17 protein-coding genes and 1 pseudogene are annotated in these 18723 nt (G+C 64.6%); 7 read left to right on the forward strand and 11 right to left on the reverse strand.

Going from position 1 to position 18723, the window contains the following annotated elements; translation table 11 throughout:
• Positions 1 to 429 (reverse strand): annotated as a pseudogene (locus FNL14_RS07530) (hypothetical protein); the annotation flags it as partial.
• Positions 430 to 778: 349 nt separating this feature from the next.
• Here FNL14_RS07530 and FNL14_RS07535 point away from each other — a divergent pair.
• On the forward strand, positions 779 to 1822 hold the full coding sequence (locus FNL14_RS07535; protein WP_142058949.1) for a M4 family metallopeptidase: 1044 nt from the start codon (positions 779 to 781) through the stop codon (positions 1820 to 1822).
• Between the two features lie 64 nt (positions 1823 to 1886).
• The gene (locus FNL14_RS07540) at positions 1887 to 2198 is read left to right on the forward strand and encodes a protealysin inhibitor emfourin (RefSeq protein WP_142058951.1); all 312 of its coding nucleotides are present in this window, start codon (positions 1887 to 1889) and stop codon (positions 2196 to 2198) included.
• 25 nt (positions 2199 to 2223) lie between these two features.
• On the opposite strand, the gene FNL14_RS07545 is transcribed toward FNL14_RS07540, so the two are convergent.
• Complete coding sequence (locus FNL14_RS07545) at positions 2224 to 3192, reverse strand: GlxA family transcriptional regulator (RefSeq protein ID WP_142058954.1); 969 nt, start codon at positions 3190 to 3192, stop codon at positions 2224 to 2226.
• Positions 3193 to 3273: 81 nt separating this feature from the next.
• Between FNL14_RS07545 and FNL14_RS23265 the strand changes: the two genes are divergently transcribed.
• On the forward strand, positions 3274 to 3441 hold the full coding sequence (locus FNL14_RS23265; protein WP_170850656.1) for a hypothetical protein: 168 nt from the start codon (positions 3274 to 3276) through the stop codon (positions 3439 to 3441).
• Between the two features lie 105 nt (positions 3442 to 3546).
• Positions 3547 to 7512, forward strand: a complete 3966-nt coding sequence (gene hrpA, locus FNL14_RS07550; protein ID WP_142058956.1) for an ATP-dependent RNA helicase HrpA — start codon at positions 3547 to 3549, stop codon at positions 7510 to 7512.
• A gap of 69 nt (positions 7513 to 7581) precedes the next feature.
• Here the strand turns inward: hrpA and FNL14_RS07555 are convergent, their stop codons facing one another.
• The 3 genes from FNL14_RS07555 to FNL14_RS07565 are packed head-to-tail and all read right to left on the reverse strand — an operon-like array spanning position 7582 to position 10118.
• Positions 7582 to 8007, reverse strand: coding sequence for an HIT family protein (locus FNL14_RS07555; RefSeq protein WP_142058958.1), 426 nt, complete (start codon positions 8005 to 8007; stop codon positions 7582 to 7584).
• Entirely contained in the window at positions 8004 to 9197 is a 1194-nt protein-coding gene (locus FNL14_RS07560) for an NAD(P)-dependent alcohol dehydrogenase (RefSeq protein ID WP_142058960.1), read from the reverse strand. Before FNL14_RS07560 ends, FNL14_RS07555 begins: the two co-directional genes overlap by 4 nt.
• 9 nt (positions 9198 to 9206) lie before the next feature.
• Complete coding sequence (locus FNL14_RS07565) at positions 9207 to 10118, reverse strand: sulfurtransferase (RefSeq protein ID WP_142058962.1); 912 nt, start codon at positions 10116 to 10118, stop codon at positions 9207 to 9209.
• A 73-nt stretch (positions 10119 to 10191) separates the two neighbouring features.
• On the opposite strand from FNL14_RS07565, the gene FNL14_RS07570 reads away from it, so the two are divergent.
• Positions 10192 to 11283: a PLP-dependent cysteine synthase family protein gene (locus tag FNL14_RS07570; protein ID WP_142058964.1), complete on the forward strand. Its 1092-nt coding sequence runs from the start codon at positions 10192 to 10194 to the stop codon at positions 11281 to 11283.
• Here FNL14_RS07570 and FNL14_RS07575 read toward each other — a convergent pair.
• Positions 11280 to 11936 (reverse strand): MBL fold metallo-hydrolase, encoded by a 657-nt coding sequence (locus FNL14_RS07575; protein WP_142058966.1) that lies wholly within the window; start codon positions 11934 to 11936, stop codon positions 11280 to 11282. The genes FNL14_RS07570 and FNL14_RS07575 overlap by 4 nt on opposite strands.
• Before the next feature lie 94 nt (positions 11937 to 12030).
• Here FNL14_RS07575 and FNL14_RS07580 point away from each other — a divergent pair, with 94 nt between their 5' ends.
• Positions 12031 to 12561, forward strand: coding sequence for a Fur family transcriptional regulator (locus FNL14_RS07580; protein WP_142058978.1), 531 nt, complete (start codon positions 12031 to 12033; stop codon positions 12559 to 12561).
• Between the two features lies 1 nt (position 12562).
• Here FNL14_RS07580 and FNL14_RS07585 read toward each other — a convergent pair whose 3' ends face one another.
• From FNL14_RS07585 to FNL14_RS07605, 5 genes are all read right to left on the reverse strand, one after another.
• The gene (locus FNL14_RS07585; RefSeq protein ID WP_142058968.1) at positions 12563 to 13438 is read right to left on the reverse strand and encodes a metal ABC transporter permease; all 876 of its coding nucleotides are present in this window, start codon (positions 13436 to 13438) and stop codon (positions 12563 to 12565) included.
• On the reverse strand, positions 13438 to 14253 hold the full coding sequence (locus FNL14_RS07590) for a metal ABC transporter ATP-binding protein (RefSeq protein ID WP_142058970.1): 816 nt from the start codon (positions 14251 to 14253) through the stop codon (positions 13438 to 13440). The genes FNL14_RS07585 and FNL14_RS07590 overlap by 1 nt, the downstream gene beginning before the upstream one ends.
• A complete protein-coding gene (locus tag FNL14_RS07595; RefSeq protein WP_142058972.1) occupies positions 14250 to 15239 on the reverse strand; it encodes a metal ABC transporter solute-binding protein, Zn/Mn family in 990 nt (329 codons plus the stop codon). Before FNL14_RS07595 ends, FNL14_RS07590 begins: the two co-directional genes overlap by 4 nt.
• A gap of 165 nt (positions 15240 to 15404) precedes the next feature.
• Positions 15405 to 16475: a hemolysin family protein gene (locus FNL14_RS07600; protein ID WP_142058974.1), complete on the reverse strand. Its 1071-nt coding sequence runs from the start codon at positions 16473 to 16475 to the stop codon at positions 15405 to 15407.
• Positions 16472 to 17854 (reverse strand): hemolysin family protein, encoded by a 1383-nt coding sequence (locus tag FNL14_RS07605; protein WP_142058976.1) that lies wholly within the window; start codon positions 17852 to 17854, stop codon positions 16472 to 16474. The genes FNL14_RS07600 and FNL14_RS07605 overlap by 4 nt, the downstream gene beginning before the upstream one ends.
• A gap of 507 nt (positions 17855 to 18361) precedes the next feature.
• Here FNL14_RS07605 and FNL14_RS07610 point away from each other — a divergent pair.
• Positions 18362 to 18723: hypothetical protein (locus tag FNL14_RS07610; protein ID WP_181762565.1), on the forward strand; the 362-nt coding region annotated here is incomplete at its 3' end.

Genomic DNA, 18723 nt, shown 5'->3' on the forward strand with positions numbered 1-18723 from the left:
TTCCTGTGGCGCCGACCGCCCCACCGCCGCCAAAACATCCAACGCCCCATCCACCAACCGCTGCAACGGATCATCGGGGCCGTCGGCGCCACAGGAAACAGAACCGGACGCGTCCTGACCGGCCCCCGCACTGTCCTGGCCAGTCAGCACAGCCATAAATGCAGCGACCGAAGCATCAACCACCGCCTCCGCCTCCACCACCGCCGGGTTCGTTTCCATACCGCCATCATCCTGCGGGGGTATGACAAAACCCGGCGTCTCCGAACGCGCAGCCACGGCACCAGCGACCTCCTCCACCTGCACCCCCGCCGGATTCATTTCCATACCGCCATCATCCTGCGGGGGTATGACAAAACCAGGCGCCTCCGAACGCGCAGCCACGGCACCAGTGATATCTTCCACCTGCACCACCGCCAAGTCCGTTCCCATACCTCCATCATCTTGCGGGGGTCTGACAAAACCCGGCCCCTCTGTGCGCCCTTTGACACTGGCCAGGAAACACTTCCTGGCACCTGCTTCTACGCAGCTTTGGAACGCCTGCGCAGATGCACAATGTTCGGCGCCTTGTGCCCGGGACCCCACGAAGGCGCTGTGGCCATTTGTGTAGCTTGCGTCAGAGCGACGAAGGAGCACCAAGCGGCAAATGGCACCGCAGCAGGAGTGCAGCAGACTCCGACGCAGTGTGCAAATACATCAACGGCATGCCCCTGCCTGCTCCACCGCTTTGTCGGTGCCCCCTCGTAGGCTGTTCACACCAACAGAAGCAAAGGGGTCTCTCATGTACTGCTCCATCATTCCGCCCTACCTGTTGCGCCGTCTTGCCAGGCAGGACGCGCCGGAATTCTCCGCGGCAGCGAGGGCAGCCAGGGAAGCACTGGGTCATGTCCGCTCGGTCCAGGCAGCACGTACCCAGGCTGCTCCCGGGGCCCCCGCAGGAGTGCGCCAGGCAAAACCGGGACCATCGAACCGCACCGTTTTCGACGCCGCGGGTTCAGAAGTCCTTCCCGGCAAACTCGTCCGCAAGGAAGGCGAGCCCGCTACCGGAGATCCGGCAGCGGACGAGGCCTATGGCGGCCTCGGCCATACGCACCGCCTGTATGCGGACGTATTCGGCAGGAACTCGATCGATGGCCGGGGATTGCCGTTGAACGCCACCGTTCACTTCGGCAAGCTGTACGACAACGCTTTTTGGGACGGCACGCAGATGGTCTTCGGTGACGGTGACGGCGAAGTTTTTGAGCGCTTCACCAAGTCCCTCACTGTCATCGGTCACGAGCTTGCGCACGGGGTCACCCAGTATTCAGCCGGGCTGTTGTACCGGAACCAGGCCGGTGCGCTCAACGAATCGATGTCGGACGTGTTCGGCGCCCTCGTGGAGCAGTATGTCAGGAACCAGTCCACCGCCGAAGCCAGCTGGTTGATTGGTGAGGGCCTCTTCACCTCCCAGGTTCAGGGGCAGGCATTGCGCTCCATGAAGGCCCCGGGAACTGCGTACGACGACGACGTGCTCGGCAAGGATCCACAGCCGGACTCCATGGACTCATACGTAAAGACAAGCGCCGACAACGGAGGCGTTCACATCAATTCCGGCATCCCCAACCGTGCGTTTTGTGTGCTGGCCGAACAGCTGGGCGGAAACGCGTGGGACACTCCCGGACGCATCTGGTACGAGACGCTCACCGGAGGTTCGCTTCCCTCAGGCGCCACCTTCACCGTCTTTGCGCGCGCCACGGCTGCTGCTGCCACCGAGCTTTTCGGTTCCGGATCAAAAGAGCATGACGCCGTACGGAACGCGTGGGAAACTGTGAAGGTCAAGCTTTAACGGGTTGCCTGGCTGTGCTGTTCTTCGGGCCACCAGGCCCGAGGCACCACCCAGGAACCAGGCCATGAAGATCAGTGTGGAACGCACCGGCGGCATCGCGGCGATGACCCGGGTTTGGACTGTCAACGCTGAGTCCGAGACGGCAAGGAACCAGTGGCAGCCCATTGTGGAAGCATGTCCGTGGGACGCCGTCCCGCGGACAGCGAGGGCAGCCGCAGCAGAATTCTCCGGAGCCCAGCCGGACCGGTTCATCTACTCCATCCGCGCCGGCCAGCGTCGGGCCGCCCTTCCTGAGCAGGCAGTCACCGGCCCGTGGCGCGTGCTGGTGGACAGCACCAGGGCTGCCGCTGAGGAATCGCGGGCGGGAGACCAGTGAAGGCTGCCGCTGAGGAGCGGAAAGGCTAAACCGCCTCCTCCAGCTGGCCACGGAAAGCCCTGCGGTAGGACTGCGGACTGGTGTCCAGGACTTTGGCGAAGTGGTGGCGCAGCAGCACCGGATGGCCGAAGCCGGCCTCCCGTGCGATTTCCTCGATGTTCAGATCGCTGGATTCGAGCAGCTCCTGGGCCCGAAGCACCCGTTGGGAATTCAGCCAGGCCGCCGGGGTTGCGCCGGTTTCGGACCTGAACTTCCTGGCAAACGTCCGGGCGGACATGTGCACCCGGGCCGCCAACTCATTTACAGTGTGCTCACGGTCCAGGTGCTCCACCATCCAGCGGAGGAGCTCCTCCATCGGGGCCGAGCCACAGGTGGGCATGGGCCGGTCAATGAACTGCGCCTGGCCGCCGTCGCGGTGCGGGGGGACCACCATGTCACGGGCAATGGCGGCGGCAACGTTCGCACCGAGTTCCACGCGTACCAGGTGCAGGCAGGCATCAATCCCGGCGGCAGTGCCGGCGGAGGAGATGATGTTGCCGTCCTGGACATAGAGGACGTTTTCGTCCACCTGCACCTGCGGGTACTGGGCGGCCAGCTGGCCCGAATAGTGCCAGTGCGTGGTGCAGCGCCTGCCGTCCAGGAGCCCGGCGCGGGCAAGGGCAAAAGCTCCGGAGCAGATGGACATCACCCACGCTCCCCTGGCATCGGCAGCGCGCAGGGATTCCAGGACCGATGCAGGGAGCTCATCCTCCCTGCCATAGGGCGTCATGATGACCAGGTCAGCATCGGCGGTGGCTTCGAGGCCAAGCTCCACGTTCATGGACAGGCCGTTCTTGAGCCGCACGCTGCCGGGATTGGGCGTACACACGCGGAAGTCAAAGGCGGGGACGGCGCTCCCCCGGCCTGACCTGTCAATTCCGAAGACCTCACATGCAGTGCCAAATTCAAACAGGGAGAAGTTGGGAACCACGATGACTGCTACTGATTTCAGCATGCTTCCATTGTGGCAGGAATTATAGCTTTTTGGGCATTTCTGCCACTTTTTCTTGGTCCCCGACAGGAGAAGCATGGAGGCATGGAAATCCTCATAACCCTCCTCATCGTCCTCCTGCTCGTTGTCCTCGCCGCCACCGTTTCAGCGCTCCTGCGCGACGGCCGGGGACATACGCCTCCCGTGGAATCCCACGAAGCCTGGTCCGCCCTGGACCTGCCCAGCTCCAACTACACACTCCGCATTTTCTAAAACCACTCATAGAACCACTCACCGCACCACCAAACCCTCGCGGCCGAACAGCTGCATAGGGTCGAAACGGGAAGCCCGGGCTCCCGCAGTAGACTTGCAGCAGCCATGACACTTCACATTTCCTATCCTGCCGAGCTGCCGGTATCCGAGCGCCGCGAAGACCTGATGGCAGCCATCGCAGCGAACCAGGTCACCATCATCGCCGGCGAGACCGGCTCCGGTAAGACCACCCAGCTCCCCAAAATGTGCCTCGAACTCGGCCTGGGCGAGAACGGCCTGATCGGCCACACCCAGCCACGCCGGCTGGCAGCCCGCACGGTTGCCGAGCGCATCGCCGAGGAACTGGGCGTGGACATTGGCCAGGAGGTGGGCTTCCAGGTCCGCTTCACCGGCGAGGTCAGCCGCGCCACCAAGGTGAAACTGATGACCGACGGCATCCTGCTGGCGGAAATCCAGCGCGACAAGCTGCTGCGCAGGTACAACGCCATCATCATCGACGAGGCCCACGAGCGCAGCCTCAACATCGACTTCATCCTCGGGTACCTCAAGCGCATCCTGCCGCAGCGGCCGGACCTGAAGGTGATCATCACCTCCGCCACCATCGATCCCCAGCGGTTCGCCAACCACTTCGGCACGCCCGAAAAACCCGCTCCCATCATTGAAGTTTCCGGCCGGACGTATCCCGTGGAAATCCGCTACCGCCCGCTGTCGCAACCACCGGCCGGCGCGGACGAAGAGGACGCCTCTGACGACGAACTCGAGGAAGACCGCGACCCGCTCGACGCCGTCTGTGACGCCGTCGACGAACTTGCCCTGGAAGCACCCGGGGACATCCTGGTGTTCTTTTCCGGGGAGCGCGAAATCCGCGATGCCGCCGAGGCCCTCAACGCACGCATCCAGTCCAACCGGAGGCTTGCCGGGACCGAAGTGCTCCCCCTGTTCGCCCGCCTCAGCCTGCAGGAACAGCACAAGGTGTTCCATCCCGGCAACAAGCGGCGCATCGTTCTCGCCACCAACGTGGCGGAAACATCGCTGACTGTGCCGGGCATCAAGTACGTCATCGACACGGGCACGGCCCGCATTTCCCGCTACTCCCACCGCACCAAGGTGCAGCGCCTGCCCATCGAGCGTGTTTCCCAGGCGTCGGCGAACCAGCGGTCCGGGCGTTGCGGCCGCGTCTCGGACGGCATCGCCATCCGCCTGTACTCCGAGGAAGACTTCGAGTCCCGGCCCCTCTTTACCGATCCGGAAATCCTGCGCACCAACCTTGCCGCCGTCATCCTCCAGATGACCGCCATGGGAGTGGCGCGCGGGCCCAAGGATGTGGAGGACTTCCCCTTCGTGGAGCCGCCGGAAACACGGGCAATTAACGACGGCGTCACGCTCCTGCGCGAACTCGGCGCCCTGGCATCGTCCACGCCGCAAAACGGAAAAGGCGGCCCCAAGAGCGGCGGCGGCCTCACCGCCGTCGGACAAAAGCTTGCCCAGCTGCCGGTGGATCCCCGGCTGGGCCGCATGATCGTGGAAGCGGGCAAACGCGGCTGCGTCCGGGAAGTGATGATCCTGGCGGCGGCCCTCACCATCCAGGACCCCCGCGAGCGCCCCACGGACAAGCAGCAGCTCGCGGCCGAAAAGCACAACCGGTTCAAGGACGAGAACTCGGACTTCACCGGCTTCCTGAACCTCTGGAACTACCTGCAGGAAAAGCAGCAGGAACTTTCCTCCTCCGCTTTCAGAAGGCTGTGTCGGGCAGAGTTCATCAACTATCTGCGGGTGCGCGAGTGGCAGGACCTGTTTGCCCAGCTGCGCCAGCTTGCCCGACCGCTGGGCATCAGCCTCGACAACAAGCGCCTCGCGGACCCCGTGGGCAACCACGATGGCGTCCACATCAGCCTGCTGTCCGGCCTGCTGAGCCACATCGGCATCCTGGACGAACGCAAGCGCGAATACGCCGGCGCCCGCGGCACCCGGTTTGCCATTTTCCCTGGCTCGGCATTGTTCAAGAAGTCACCCACGTTCGTGATGGCGGCGGAGCTGGTGGAAACCAGCCGGCTCTGGGCCAGGGTGGCGGCAAAATTTGATCCGGTCTGGGCGGAGCAGGTGGCCCCGGACCTCGTGAAGCGCAGCTACAGCGAACCGCACTGGTCCACGCGCCAAGGCGCAGTGATGGCCTACGAGAAGGTCACCCTCTACGGTGTGCCCATCATCGCCCAGCGCAGGATCAATTACGGCAGGGTGGACCCGGTCGTCGCCAGGGAGCTTTTCATCCGGCATGCCTTGGTGGAGGGTGACTGGAAAACGCACCACAAGTTCTTCCACCGCAACCGCGCCCTCCTGCAGGAAGTTGAGGAGCTGGAAGCAAGGATGCGCCGCCGCGACCTGCTGGTGGACGACGAGACGCTCTTCGAGTTCTACGACGCCCGGATCGGCCCGGATGTCGTGTCGGAGCGGCACTTTGACAAGTGGTGGAAGGAGGCCCGGCAGGCGAACCCGGACCTCCTCGATTACGACAAGTCCTTGCTCCTCAGCGATGACGCGGACAACCTGGATGTTTCCGCGTACCCGAAGACCTGGCTGCACAAAGGCTTTGAGCTCCCGCTGACCTACGAGTTCCATCCGGTTGCTCCGGGGTCACCGCCGGATCCGTCCGACGGCGTGACGACCGAAGTGCCGGTCCTGTTCCTTAACCAGCTGGATGACAAAGCGTTCCGCTGGCTGATCCCCGGGCAGCGCGTGGAGCTCGTGACGGCCCTGATTAAATCCCTTCCGAAGCAGGTCCGCAAGAACTTCGTGCCGGCCCCGGATGTGGCGCGGCAGGCAGTGGCTGTCCTGGAGTCCGATTTTGATCCGGCCGCCGATGACCTCGAGCCATCCCTTGAGCTGGCGCTCCGCCGGATCCGCGGACACGTCATTCCGCCGGGTTCGTGGAACTGGGATGCTGTGCCGCCGCACCTTCGGGTCACCTTCAAGGTTGTGGACAGCAAGGGCAGGGTCCTCGGTGAGGGCAAGGACCTCGCTGCCCTGCAGGAGGAGCTGGCGCCTGCCACCCGCCGCGCCATTGCCGAGTCCCTGGGTGCCACTCCTGCCTCGACCGCTCCCCGCGGCAAGGCGGGGCGTGCCGCTGGAAAGTCCGGCGACGGCGGCGCTTCCCGCTCACAGGCTCCCGCCCAGGTGCCGGCAGGCTCAGCCCCTGCCGGATTCCGGGAGCAGGAGGGCCTGACCGAGTGGAGCTTCGGAACCATCCAGCGCCAGGTCAGCAACATCGTCAAGGGCCATACCGTCACCGGCTACCCGGCGCTGGTGGACCAGGGCAAGTCCGTGGCGCTCCGTGTATTCCAGACCGCTGATGAGCAGCAGGATGCCATGCGTGGCGGCGTGATCAGGCTGCTGGCCTTGCGGGTTCCGGCCCCGGACCGCTACGTGCTGGAACACCTGAGCAACACCGAGAAGCTGACGTTCAGCCAGAACCCGCATGGGTCGGTGTCCGCCCTGATCGCAGACTGCGCCCTCGCCGCCATCGACAAGCTCACGCCGGCCGAACTCCCCTGGGACCGGAAGTCCTTCGACGCGCTGTACGAAGTGGTCCGGGCCGAGCTGATCGATACCGTGTTCAGCGTGACCGCCGTGGTGGAACGCATCCTCGCCAGCACCAGGCGGATCGAAAAGCAGCTCAAGGGCACCACAAGCCTGGCGCTCATCAGCGCGCTCAATGACATCAAGAGCCAGCTGGAGCAACTGGTCTACCCCGGCTTCGTGGCGCGGACCGGCTACGCCCAGCTCAGCCAGCTCCCGAGATACCTCGCGGCCATTGAAAAGCGGCTGGAGCGGCTGCCGGGCAACGTCCAGCGTGACGCCCTGAACATGGCCGTGGTGCAGCGGCTGGAAGATGACTACGACGACGCCGTGTCCGCCCTGCTTCCGGCCCGGCGGGCCGGGGGCGAACTCGCCCAGGTCCGGTGGATGATCGAGGAGCTCCGGGTGAGCCTGTTCGCCGTCGAACTTGGCACCGCCTATTCGGTGTCCGAGAAGCGGATCCGTGCGGTGCTCAACAAGGCGCTCGCCCCGGCCTAGGAAAAGTGCCGGGGCGAACTGCCCACGTGAGTGGTCCAGGCGAACTACCTGGTTGAGGGTTCAGCCTGGTCAGGCCGGTACGAACCCGCCGTACCCGGCGTCGCGGAGTCCCTGCCGCAGTTTTTCGGCATTGGCGTCCAGGACCTTGGGATCGGGATTTTGGTCCGCGGTCGCGAAGTTGAACTCCGCCATGCTCCTGGAGGGCCATACGTGGACGTGGAGGTGGTTGATCTCGTAGCCTGCCACAATCAGGCCCGCCCGTGCAGCGCCGAAGACATCCACCTGGACGGCGCCGATCCGGCGGGCCACCTCCATGACTTTCGCCAGGGTTTCCGGGGAAGCGTCCGTCCACCGGTCCACTTCCTCGGTAGGGACCACCAGGGTGTGGCCGTCCGCCAAAGGACCCGTGGTGAGGAACGCGGAGACGTCGTCTTCGCGCCACACGAACCGGCCCGGAATTTCGCCGTTGAGGATCCTGGTGAATAGCGTGCTCATGCGTCTGCCTCCTTGGCGGGTGCCTGCAGTGTGCCGGTGTCCAGCACAAACCGGTATTTCACATCGCCTGCGACCATCCGGTCATAGGCCTCGTTCAACTGTTCGGCGCGGACCACTTCGATGTCCGCCACCACGCCGTGTTCGGCGCAGAAGTCCAGCATTTCCTGCGTCTCCGCGATGCCGCCGATCAGCGAGCCGGCATAGGCGATGCGGCGCCGGACCAGTGCCCGCGGGTTGACGGGCGGCATAGCCTCGGAGGGCAGGCCCAACTGGAAGAGCGCACCGTCCACCCGCAGGGTGCGGAACAGCGGGTTCAGGTCGTGGGGTGCTGCCACGGTGTCGATGATCAGGTCGATAGTGCGGTTTGCCGCCTCCATCGCTGCCTCGTCCCGGGACAGGACAACCTCGTCCGCGCCTAGTTCCAGGGCGGCCGGCACCTTGGACTCCGAGGTGGTGAACACCACCACTTTCGCGCCCATGGCCTTGGCCAGCTTGACGGCCATGTGGCCGAGTCCACCGAGCCCCACGACTCCCACAACATCGCCCTCTTCGACGTCGAAGTGCCGCAGCGGCGAGTAGGTGGTGACGCCGGCGCACAGCAGCGGGGCGACGGCGGCCGGGTCCAGGGATTCCGGCACGCGCAGGACATAGCGGCGGTCCACCACCACCGTGGAGGAATAGCCGCCCTGGGTGACCGCATCGCCGTTCCGGCGGTCAACGGCACCATAGGTGCCAGTCATTCCGTTCTCGCAGTACTGTTCCAGGCCGTCCAGGCAGCTCTCGCATTCGCGGCAGGAGTCCACGATGCACCCCACCCCCACCCGGTCCCCCGGGGCGAAGTCGGTGACACCGGAACCAACGCGGCTTACCGTTCCAACAATCTCGTGGCCGGGGACCAGCGGATAGGCCTGGCCGCCCCACTCCCCGCGCACTGCATGGACGTCTGAATGGCACAGCCCGCAGAATTCAATGGCAATTTCGACGTCGTCAGGTTTGGGTGTGCGCCGCGCAAGAGTCAGCGGGACCAGGCCGCTGTCCGCGGACGTGGCGCCGTACGCGGCGGCCAGGACGCCGCCGTCGGAATCATTGGATCCGGCAGCAACGGAGCCGGGGGTGGCGGTTTCAGGGGCTGCAGGTTCGGGGGCGACAGGGTTGGCAAGGGGCGGCGGCACAGGACGTCCAGGAGTCATAGTGCGACGCTACCCTTGCCCGCCCTGGTCTTTCCACTCCACAGCCCCTTCACCGCGGGGGTCTGGCCCGGTCGCCACAGGCAAGTGGGGGTTGTTGGACCACTCCGAGAAGGAGCCGGGGTACAGTGCAGCGCGGAAACCGGCCAGTTCCAGGGCAGCCACCTGGTGCGCAGCGGTGACCCCGGAGCCGCAATAGACCCCCACCTCGACGTCGTCGCTGATGCCCAGCGCTTCGAAGCGGCGGCGCAGCTCGGCCGAAGGCAGGAACTGGCCGTTGCCGTCGATGTTCTGTGAAGTGGGCGCGCTGACCGCACCGGGGATGTGGCCGGCCCGCGGATCAACAGGCTCGATCTCGCCGCGGTACCTTTCCGCGGCGCGCGCATCGAGGAGGAGCCGGTCCGGTCGGGCACCGTTCGGGACGTGTTGATTCTCCATCCACCCGGTCACGGCGGCCGCGTCCAGGACCGGCATCTGCCCGTCGGCCAGTGTCACATTTCCGGAAGGAGGCAGGACCTCACCCTGCTCAAGCGGCAGGCGTGCCGCGCGCCAAGCCGTCAGGCCGCCGTCGAGCAGGTAAACCTCGGTGTGGCCGGCGTTCCGCAGCAACCACCACGCACGGGCTGCGGCCATGTTGCTGCTGTCGTCGTAGGCCACCACAACATCGCCGGTGTTGATACCCCAGCGCCGCGCAGCATCCTGGAATCTGAGCGGCGACGGCAGCGGGTGCCGGCCGCGCTCCGGCACCGCGGGGTCCGCGAGCTCGGTAGCCAGGTCAACAAACACGGCCCCAGGCAGGTGCCCCTGCAGGTAGTGATCGTGCCCGTGCGGATCGCCCAGCGCCCAGCGCACATCCAGCAGCACGGTGCGCAGGCCCCGGACACGGCGTTCCTCCAGGGCTGCGACATCCAGCAGTGGCTTCACGGTGCTCCTTCGCTCAGGCGGACAACGTTTCCACTCTAATGGCAGCCCGCGGAGCCGCAGGTAGGCTGGTGCGGTGAAGATCGAGCGCAGCGCGGGCCGGGCCTGGGCGGACGAAGCCATCCGGAAAATCACGGCAGAAAACAACCGCTCCGCCGACACCCACCTCTACTTGGTGCCGCTGCCCGAGCACTGGGGCGTCCAGCTCTACCTGAAAGATGAATCGACGCACCGCACCGGCAGCCTCAAGCACCGGCTGGCGCGGTCGCTGTTCCTGTTCGGCCTGGTCAACGGCTGGATCCGGGAGGACACCACCATCGTTGAGGCGTCCAGCGGGAGCACCGCGGTGTCCGAGGCGTACTTTGCCCAGCTCCTGGGGCTGCCGTTCATCGCGGTCATGGCACGCAGCACCAGCCAGGAAAAGATTGACCTGATTGAGCAGTTCGGCGGCTCCTGTCTGCTCGTGGACCATGCCTCCGAGGTTTACGCGACGGCGGAGGAGGTGGCCGCCACCAGCGGCGGGCACTACATGGACCAGTTCACCTACGCCGAGCGCGCCACGGACTGGCGCGGGAACAACAACATCGCCGAGTCGATCTTCGGCCAGCTGGCATTGGAGGAGCACCCCGTACCGGAGTGGATCGTGGTGGGCGCGGGAACCGGCGGCACCAGTGCCACCATCGGCCGGTATCTCCGTTACCACAGCCACGCCACCCGGTTGCTGGTGGTGGATCCGGAGAACTCGGCCTTCCTTCCCAGCTGGCGCGGCAGCACGTCCGGTCCTGCCACGGGCCTGCCCTCTAGGATCGAGGGCATCGGCCGGCCCCGCATGGAGCCCAGCTTTGTGCCCTCAGTGATCGACCACATGGTCCAGGTTCCGGACGCGGCATCCGTCGCTGCCATGCGCCACCTCCGCACGCTCGCCGGACTCCACGCCGGCCCCTCCACGGGAACGAACCTTTGGGGAGTCTGGCAGCTCGTCGCGGCGATGATCACCGAGGGCCGCAGGGGCAGCATCGTGTCGTTGATGTGCGACGGCGGAGAGCGCTACGCGGGCAATTACTACAACCCGGCCTGGCTGGCATCCAAGGGCCTGGATCCGGCTCCGTATGAAGCGGTGATCAATCGCTTTTTCGATACGGGTGTTTGGGCCGGGGACGCGGTTTAGACTTCTACCTGCTCCCCCGCCGCCAGGTGGCGGTACTCCGTTCCGTACTTTGCGCCCAGTCGGTGGACGTGGCCTTCCACTATCTTCAGGCCGTTGTCATTGAGCAGGCCGTCGTGAATCTGGAATGCGCGCGGCGCGCGGACGCCGATCACGAAGTCCACCACCTCTGCCGCTTTGCTCCAGGGTGCATGCAGGGGCACCAGCAGCGTCTGCACGTCGATGCCGTCAGGAATCACGAAGGAATCACCCGGGTGGTAGACGTTCCCGTCCAGGAGATAGCCGATATTGGCCACCACCGGGATCTGCGGATGGATCAGGGCGTGCTGGCCGCCAAAGCTCCGGACGTCGAAGCCTGCCGCTTCAAACGATGAACCCGGCTCCACCGTGTTGATCCGGGCCGCGGCGTCAGGGGATTCATTGCGCAGGTTCTCCGCGACACCCGCCGGGGCGAAAACCGCCAGGTTCGCGTTCTCCTTCAAAGCGTTCACTACTGCCGGGACGTCGATGTGGTCGTTATGTTCGTGCGTGACCAGCACGGCGTCGGCACCGGCCAGCGCCTCCGCCGATTCAGAAAATGTTCCGGGGTCCAGCACCAGGATCCGGCTGTCCTTCTCGAGGCGGACGCAGGCATGGGTGTATTTGGTCAGCTTCATAGCGCCAGCCTAGGGTCCGGCCCGGACCGTGTCCACGAAGCTCAGGCTGGTAATCTGGATCTTTGCCATCATCCTTAGGGAAGCGAGTCCATCCATGCCGTTCGGCACCAAGGCTGAGTCCACCAAGCCCGCTTCAGCGCCGGCTTCCGGCGGCAGTCGCAATGCTGGCGCGGGTACAGCTGGCGCGGTTACAGCGGGCGCAGGAGCCGGCGCCGTCAAGGAACAGCGGGTCACGAAACAGCGGCTGGCGGTCAGTGCAGCGCTTGACGAACTGGATGATTTTGTCAGCACGCAGGAGCTCTACAGGATCCTGCAGAACCAGGGTGTCTCCGTCTCCCTCGCTACTGCCTACCGGATCCTCCAGTCCCTGGCCGACGAAGGACTCGTTGACGTGCTGCGCAACGGCGACGGCGAGGCTGTGTACCGCAGGTGCGCCGTCACGGGACACCATCACCACCTGCTGTGCCGGAATTGCGGCAAGGCAGTGGAAGTGGAAGCGCCGGCCGTGGAAACGTGGGCAGCCCGGATCGCAGCCGAACATGGGTACACCGAGGTGGCGCACACCGTGGAGATCTTCGGCCTCTGCGCGGAGTGCACAGCACGCAAGGCCGCCGGCACCGTGTAGGTTACTGAGGTTGCAGTACCCGTCCGTTGATCCCGCGGGAAGCACGGACGGAACCGATGATCCGGCACACCACGTAGATCAGGAATGACAACGTGGTGACGTACGGGCTGATCGGGATGCGTCCGCCCAGGGCCAGCAGGATTCCGCCAACGATGGCCGTGACGGCAAAGGCCACGCTGAGCACCACCACGGCCACCGGCGACGACGTCACGCGGAGGGCCGCAGCAGCCGGCGTAATGAGGAGCGCCAGCACCAGAAGGGCTCCCACCACCTGGATGGACAAAGCGACGCTGATGCCCAGCAGGACCATAAAGACGACGCCCAGCGTCCGGACCGGAATCCCTCGGGCCTCGGCAAGTTCGGGGTCCACGCTGGCAAAGTTCAGTGGCCGCCAAATGGCCGCGAGGACCAGCATCACCACAACGGCGGTTCCGGCCAGCGCTTGAAGCTGGACGGTATCCACCGAAACGATCTGCCCGGTCAGCAAACCGAACTTGTTGGCGGCACGGCCTTCATACAAGGACAGGAACAGGATCCCGAGGCCCAGCCCGAAAGGCATGATCACCCCGATGATGGAGTTTTTGTCCCTTGCCCTGACTCCCATCACGGCGAGCAGCAGCGCGGCAGCCACCGAGCCGATGAGCGAACCGAAGACGATATCGGCACCAATCAGGAGGGCGAAGGCTGCACCGGCGAAGGACAGTTCCGAAATTCCGTGGACGGCGAAGGCAAGGTCACGCTTCATCACGAACGTCCCCACCAGGCCGCCGAGCAGGCCCAGGACGGCGCCCGCCCAGATGGAGTTCTGGACCAGGACCAGCAGCTCGCCATAGTTCTCGAAGCTGAAGATGGCGCCAATGATACTGTCGGCGTCCATCAGGCCACCTCTCCGGCAAGGGCATGCGCCTCGGCGTGATGGTGCGTGGTGGCATCCGGCAGGCCCACCACCACAATGCGTCCGTTCGCATGGATGACCTCAACATGGCTGCCGTACAGGTCGGAGAGGACCTCCGTGGTCATCACTTCCTCCGGGGTGCCCACCTTGAAGCGGCCGCCGGCCAGATAGAGCACCCGGTCCACGTAGTCGATGATGGGGTTGATCTCGTGGGTGACAAAAACCACCGCGCTGTTTTGCTCGTGGCATTGTTTGTTGATCAGCGAACTGACGGCCTGCTGGTGGTGCAGGTCCAGGGAGAGCAGCGGCTCGTCGCAGAGCAGGACTTTTGGGTCTGTTGCCAAGGCTTGGGCTACGCGCAGCCGCTGCTGCTCGCCGCCGGAGAGCTGGCCCACCGGAACCTTGGCGTAGTCCGACGCGCCCACCAGCTCAAGGAGCTCATCAATCCTGCGGTTGGCCTTGGCCGAGGAGAGGCGAAGCCCCCAGCGGTGCCCATCCACCCCCAGGCCCACCAGGTCCCGCGCACGCATCGGCGTGTCCCGGGCAAACGATTTTTGCTGCGGGATGTAGCCGATCAGGCTGCTGCCGCGCTCAACAGGGTGTCCACCGAGCATGGCGGTGCCCCGGTGCAGGGTCTGCAGACCCAAGAGGACTTTGAGGAAGCTCGTTTTCCCGCTGCCGTTGGGGCCAAGCACTGCGAAGAACTCACCGGGCCTGATCTCCAGGTCCAGGTCCTCCCACAGCGTCCGCTGACCGAAGGCGAGGGACGCCCCGGCGAGGCTGACCACAGGTTTCAATTATTGGTCTCCAGAACTTTGCTGACGTTGTTCACATTGTCCGTCATCCACTGCAGGTAGGTCTTGCCCTCTGGCAGCGTTTCATTGAAATCGACCACCGGGACACCTGCCGTTTCGGCCGCCTTCTTCAGCGCTTCGGTCTGCGGGCCTTCGGTCTGGCCGTTGTAGGCAAGGAACCGGACGGACTTTGAGGCAACCAGGTCTGTTGCGGCCTTGAGTACGGCCGGCGGGACGTCGGAGCCTTCCTCAATCGCAGCAGTGTAGTCCTCGGGAGTAGCGTTCTCCAGCCCCGCATCGGAGAGCAGGTAGAGCGGCACCGGCTCAGTGACCGCTACCTTATCCCCCGCCGCACTCGTCTTCAGCGCCCCAAGCTTTCCGGCCAGCTGATCCAGTTCAGACTTGAAAGTGCCGGCGTTGGCCGTGAAGGTGCCGGCGGAATCCGGTTCCAGCCCGCCCAGTCGTGAAGCAAGGTCGTCGGCCAGCCGGCCCATGGCGGCCAGGCTGTACCAGACGTGCTCGTTGAACTCGCCGTGGTCGTGGCCATCCCCGCCCGAAGACGCCGCCGGCGCCGCTTCGTCCGTGGCTTCGCCTGCGGCCTCTTCCGGATGGGCCAGGCCGGAAAGTTCGACGGCGTTCAGCACGTTGTGCGCGTCAATGCTGCTGTCGTTCACCAGGGTGTGGAGAAACTCGTCGTAGCCTCCGCCGTTTTCCACCACGAGGTCCGCCTTGGAGACGGCCAGCCGGTCCTGGGCGCTGGCCTCGTAGGAGTGCGGGTCCTGGCTGGTCTTGTTGATGATGGCGGTCACGTTCACTTTGTCACCGCCCACCGCCTTTGCAATGTCCCCGTAAACGTTGGTGGAAGCCACCACGTTGATTCCGTCGGGTGCGGTCCCGCCAGAGGCCTCGGGCTGGGGGCTGCATGCGCTGAGCAGCAGGCCAAGCCCGGCAAAGAGTGCAAGGGACGTTCGGGCGGCGGAACGGCGCACGTAAACCTCGGTTCAGTGGTTGTGGGATCGCAGGGGAACCACTAAAGCCTATACCTAAATAGGAATGATTCCTATTTAGGTATAGGTCTGAGGAAGCCCTGCTACCGCATCATTGTGACAGGGACCCTCACCGAGCGCTCCCCTGCGACACCGCCTGCAGGCCTGCTAGGCGCCGTTGGGCTGGCCCAGGCGCCGCACGCCCCTGGCCTGTGTGGCGTCACGGATTTCACCCACCAGCTGTTCGATCACGTCCTCGAGGAACAACACACCTTTGGTGTTTCCGTCCGGCCCGATGACGCGTGCCAGGTGCGAACCTGTTCGCTGCATCACCGACATCGCCTTTTCAATTTCATCGTCCAGGGCGAGGTTGGCCAGGGACCTGATCCGGCTTTCGGCGATGGGCCGTTCGTATGCAACCTCTGGGATGGACAGGACGTCCTTCACATGGAGGTAGCCGTAGAGCATGTCGTCGTCGTCGAGCATCGGGAACCGGGAGAATCCGGTACGGCTCACGGCCTTCTCGAACTCCACCGGCGTGGTGGCGGCCTTCAGCATCACCAGCTTTTCAAGGGGAACCATGATGTCAGCGGCGTTGTACTCGGAAAATTCGAGCGCGCCGGTAATCAGGCCCGCATCGTCATCCACCAGCCCGTGGCGGGTGGACTCCTGCACAATCGACTGCACTTCCTCCAGGGTGAAGGAGGAGTTCACCTCATCCTTGGGCTCGATACGGAGCAGCTTGAGGATGTGGTTGGCGGACCAGTTCAGGACGGAGATGACCGGGTTCACCAACCGGGCGATAAACATCAGCGACGGGGCAAGGAACAGCGCTGCCTTATCCGCCACGGACACCGAGATGTTCTTGGGGACCATCTCACCGAAAGTTACGTGCAGGAACGTTACGAGCATCAGCGCCACGGCAAAGGCCGCCACATCGGCGATCTCCATGGGCAGGCCCAGTGTCTCCAGCGGCACCGCCAGCAGGTGGTGGATGGCCGGCTCTGCCACCAGAAGGATCAGCAGCGAACAGACCGTGATACCCAGCTGGGCACAGGCCAGCATCAGCGAAACGTTCTCCATGGCCCGCAAGGTGGTCTGCGCGCGTTTGGAACCCGCTTCGGCCAACGGCTCGATCTGGCTGCGGCGGGCGGACATCACGGCGAATTCAGCGGCCACAAAAAACGCGTTGCCGAAAAGGAGGACAACCAGCCACAGTATTCCGGCCCAGTCGCTCATCGTTCGGTCCTGTCGTTTTTAGTCCTGCCGTTGTTCTGCCTGCCGTTGGTCGTCCTGTCGCCAGGGTCCGCCGCCTCAGGCTCCGGCGCGGACGGACGGAAGCAGATCCGGTCGATCCGCCGGCCGTCCATCCTGGTGACGCTCAGAGTTCCGCCCTCCACGGCAACCGTGTCCCCGACAACAGCGATGCGGCCGAGCTTGCTCATCACATAGCCGCCCACTGTTTCGTACGCTGCCTCGTCAGGGACGCTCAGGCCGGGAATCTGCTCGGAGAGTTCATCCGGGCGGAGCAGTCCAGGGAAGTACCAGTCACCGGAAGCGCTCTGGAGCAGGCCAGGACGGACCTTGTCGTGCTCATCGGCCACCTCGCCCACAATTTCCTCCACGAGGTCCTCGAGGGTGGCGATTCCTGCGGTTCCGCCGTATTCGTCCAGTACCACCGCCAGCTGAAGGTTGCCCTCGCGCAGTTCAGCCAGCAGGGCATCAAGGTGGATGGTCTCCGGGACGCGGAGCACTTCGGTCATGATGGCCCCGGCTTCAAGGTTCTGCCGGCGGTCCCACGGCACTGCCACTGCCTTCTTGACGTGGACCAGGCCCTTGATGTCGTCCGCCGACTCACCAATGACGGGGAACCGTGAATATCCCGTGCGGCGCGCCGCCGCCAGGATGTCGGACACCGGCTGGTCCGCCTCGATGGTTTCCACGCGGATGCGGGGAGTCATCACGTCGGCGGCAGTGCGCGTGGAGAAATTCAGTGTGCGCGCCACGAAGTTGGCCGTACCGGCGTCGAGCGTTCCCATCGCAGCCGAGCGCCGCACCAGGGACGCCAGCTCAGCAGGGGTCCGCGCACCGGAAATTTCTTCCTTCGCTTCCAGCCCAAAAACGTGCAGGACCCTGTTGGAGAAGCCGTTGAGGACCACGATGGCGGGTTTGAACACAGCAGTGAAGACCAGTTGCGGCCTGGCCAGGGCGCGGCCCATCGGAAAGGACAAGGCGATGGCCATGTTCTTTGGCACCAGTTCGCCCAGGAGCATGGAGAGCAGGGTGGCAAGCACCATTGCCAGGACCAGGGAGATGGAAGCCACTGCAACATCCGGAAGTCCGACGGCGGCCAGCGGGGCTTCCAGGAGCTTGCCCACCGAGGGCTCCATCACGTAACCGGTCAGCAACGTAGTGAGCGTTATGCCCAACTGGCAACTGGAAAGCTGCGTGGAGAGCGACTTCAGGCAGGCGAGCAAAGGAATGGCGCCGTCGTCGCCGTCGTCAATGGCCCGTTGGACCGTTGCCTGGTCAAGTGCAATGAGTGAAAATTCGACGGCGACAAAAAAGCCCGTGCCGGCGATCAGCAGCAATCCGGCTGCGAGGAGAAGCCATTCCATTCAGCATCCCGCCTGGACAGCGGTGGCCATGGATCTTGGCTGGGTAGTCAGGGAGCCATCAGTAAAGGACCCGCGCCAGGAATATCGGTCCGGCGGAGGGTGGTCAGCCGAGGCCGACACAGTATCCTTTGCAGCTCCTGCCGGCAATGCCAGCGAATGGTGATGGGCGCGTGTTCGGGGTTTGCCGGCTCTTCGGGTGGACTGTGCGGCGCTGCTTACGCCCCGCTGACAGCCCCCAGGCCGGCACCTAGATTTACTGTCCATAAGAATTTCAGTCTACAGGAGCGAGTCCCCGGTCCTGCGAGCCTGGCAGGTGCTCCCGTCCGCCATATTCGGCCCTTTTTACGTCTCATCATGATTTGGGTCACCCTTATTGGCAGTTACCACAAGATGCTCACTAGACTGGCAATGGTCTGGGTTCAGAGGACGCAGAGACCGGTTGAAACGTAGTGCTGAGGGCACCGTGGGCCGGAGAGAAATCAAACTCATGGAAGAGGCGTATTTCAAGTGCCAGAGCAGCCTAGCCACCGTCTACCAGAGGAATTTGGCGGAAACGAGTGGCTCGTTGACGAACTGTACGAGCAGTACCAAAAGGATAAGAACGCTGTTGACGCCAAATGGTGGCCGCTGTTTGAATCCTTCGGCTCGGGCAGCAGTTCTTCTTCCAACGGAAATTCGGCGCAAGCCACTGCCCACCCCGCAACCAGGGAAATGCCGGTCGTGAACGCGGCTCCTGCAGCACCGGCAACGCCGCCGGCCGCGGCACCGCCCGCTCCGCCGTCGGCCCCGCCCGCCTCCGCGGCACCTGCCGCCCCCGCTGCCGTCAAGAAAGCCCCCGCCACCGTCGCCCGCGATGGTGGAAAAAAGAC

Source organism: Pseudarthrobacter sp. B4EP4b, assembly GCF_006680095.1.
Classification (GTDB): Bacteria; Actinomycetota; Actinomycetes; order Actinomycetales; family Micrococcaceae; genus Arthrobacter.

What these genes read in the sequence shown, in the direction of transcription:
- FNL14_RS07555 (WP_142058958.1), bottom strand. Translation starts at nt 8,007, where the DNA reads ATGAGCACGCTATTCACCAGGATCCTCAACGGCGAAATTCCGGGCCGG.
- FNL14_RS07585 (WP_142058968.1), bottom strand. Translation starts at nt 13,438, where the DNA reads ATGGACGCCGACAGTATCATTGGCGCCATCTTCAGCTTCGAGAACTAT.
- FNL14_RS07575 (WP_142058966.1), bottom strand. Translation starts at nt 11,936, where the DNA reads ATGAAGCTGACCAAATACACCCATGCCTGCGTCCGCCTCGAGAAGGAC.
- FNL14_RS07540 (WP_142058951.1), top strand. Translation starts at nt 1,887, where the DNA reads ATGAAGATCAGTGTGGAACGCACCGGCGGCATCGCGGCGATGACCCGG.
- FNL14_RS07605 (WP_142058976.1), bottom strand. Translation starts at nt 17,854, where the DNA reads ATGGAATGGCTTCTCCTCGCAGCCGGATTGCTGCTGATCGCCGGCACG.
- FNL14_RS07535 (WP_142058949.1), top strand. Translation starts at nt 779, where the DNA reads ATGTACTGCTCCATCATTCCGCCCTACCTGTTGCGCCGTCTTGCCAGG.
- FNL14_RS07600 (WP_142058974.1), bottom strand. Translation starts at nt 16,475, where the DNA reads ATGAGCGACTGGGCCGGAATACTGTGGCTGGTTGTCCTCCTTTTCGGC.
- FNL14_RS23265 (WP_170850656.1), top strand. Translation starts at nt 3,274, where the DNA reads ATGGAAATCCTCATAACCCTCCTCATCGTCCTCCTGCTCGTTGTCCTC.
- hrpA (WP_142058956.1), top strand. Translation starts at nt 3,547, where the DNA reads ATGACACTTCACATTTCCTATCCTGCCGAGCTGCCGGTATCCGAGCGC.
- FNL14_RS07545 (WP_142058954.1), bottom strand. Translation starts at nt 3,192, where the DNA reads ATGCTGAAATCAGTAGCAGTCATCGTGGTTCCCAACTTCTCCCTGTTT.
- FNL14_RS07580 (WP_142058978.1), top strand. Translation starts at nt 12,031, where the DNA reads ATGCCGTTCGGCACCAAGGCTGAGTCCACCAAGCCCGCTTCAGCGCCG.
- FNL14_RS07560 (WP_142058960.1), bottom strand. Translation starts at nt 9,197, where the DNA reads ATGACTCCTGGACGTCCTGTGCCGCCGCCCCTTGCCAACCCTGTCGCC.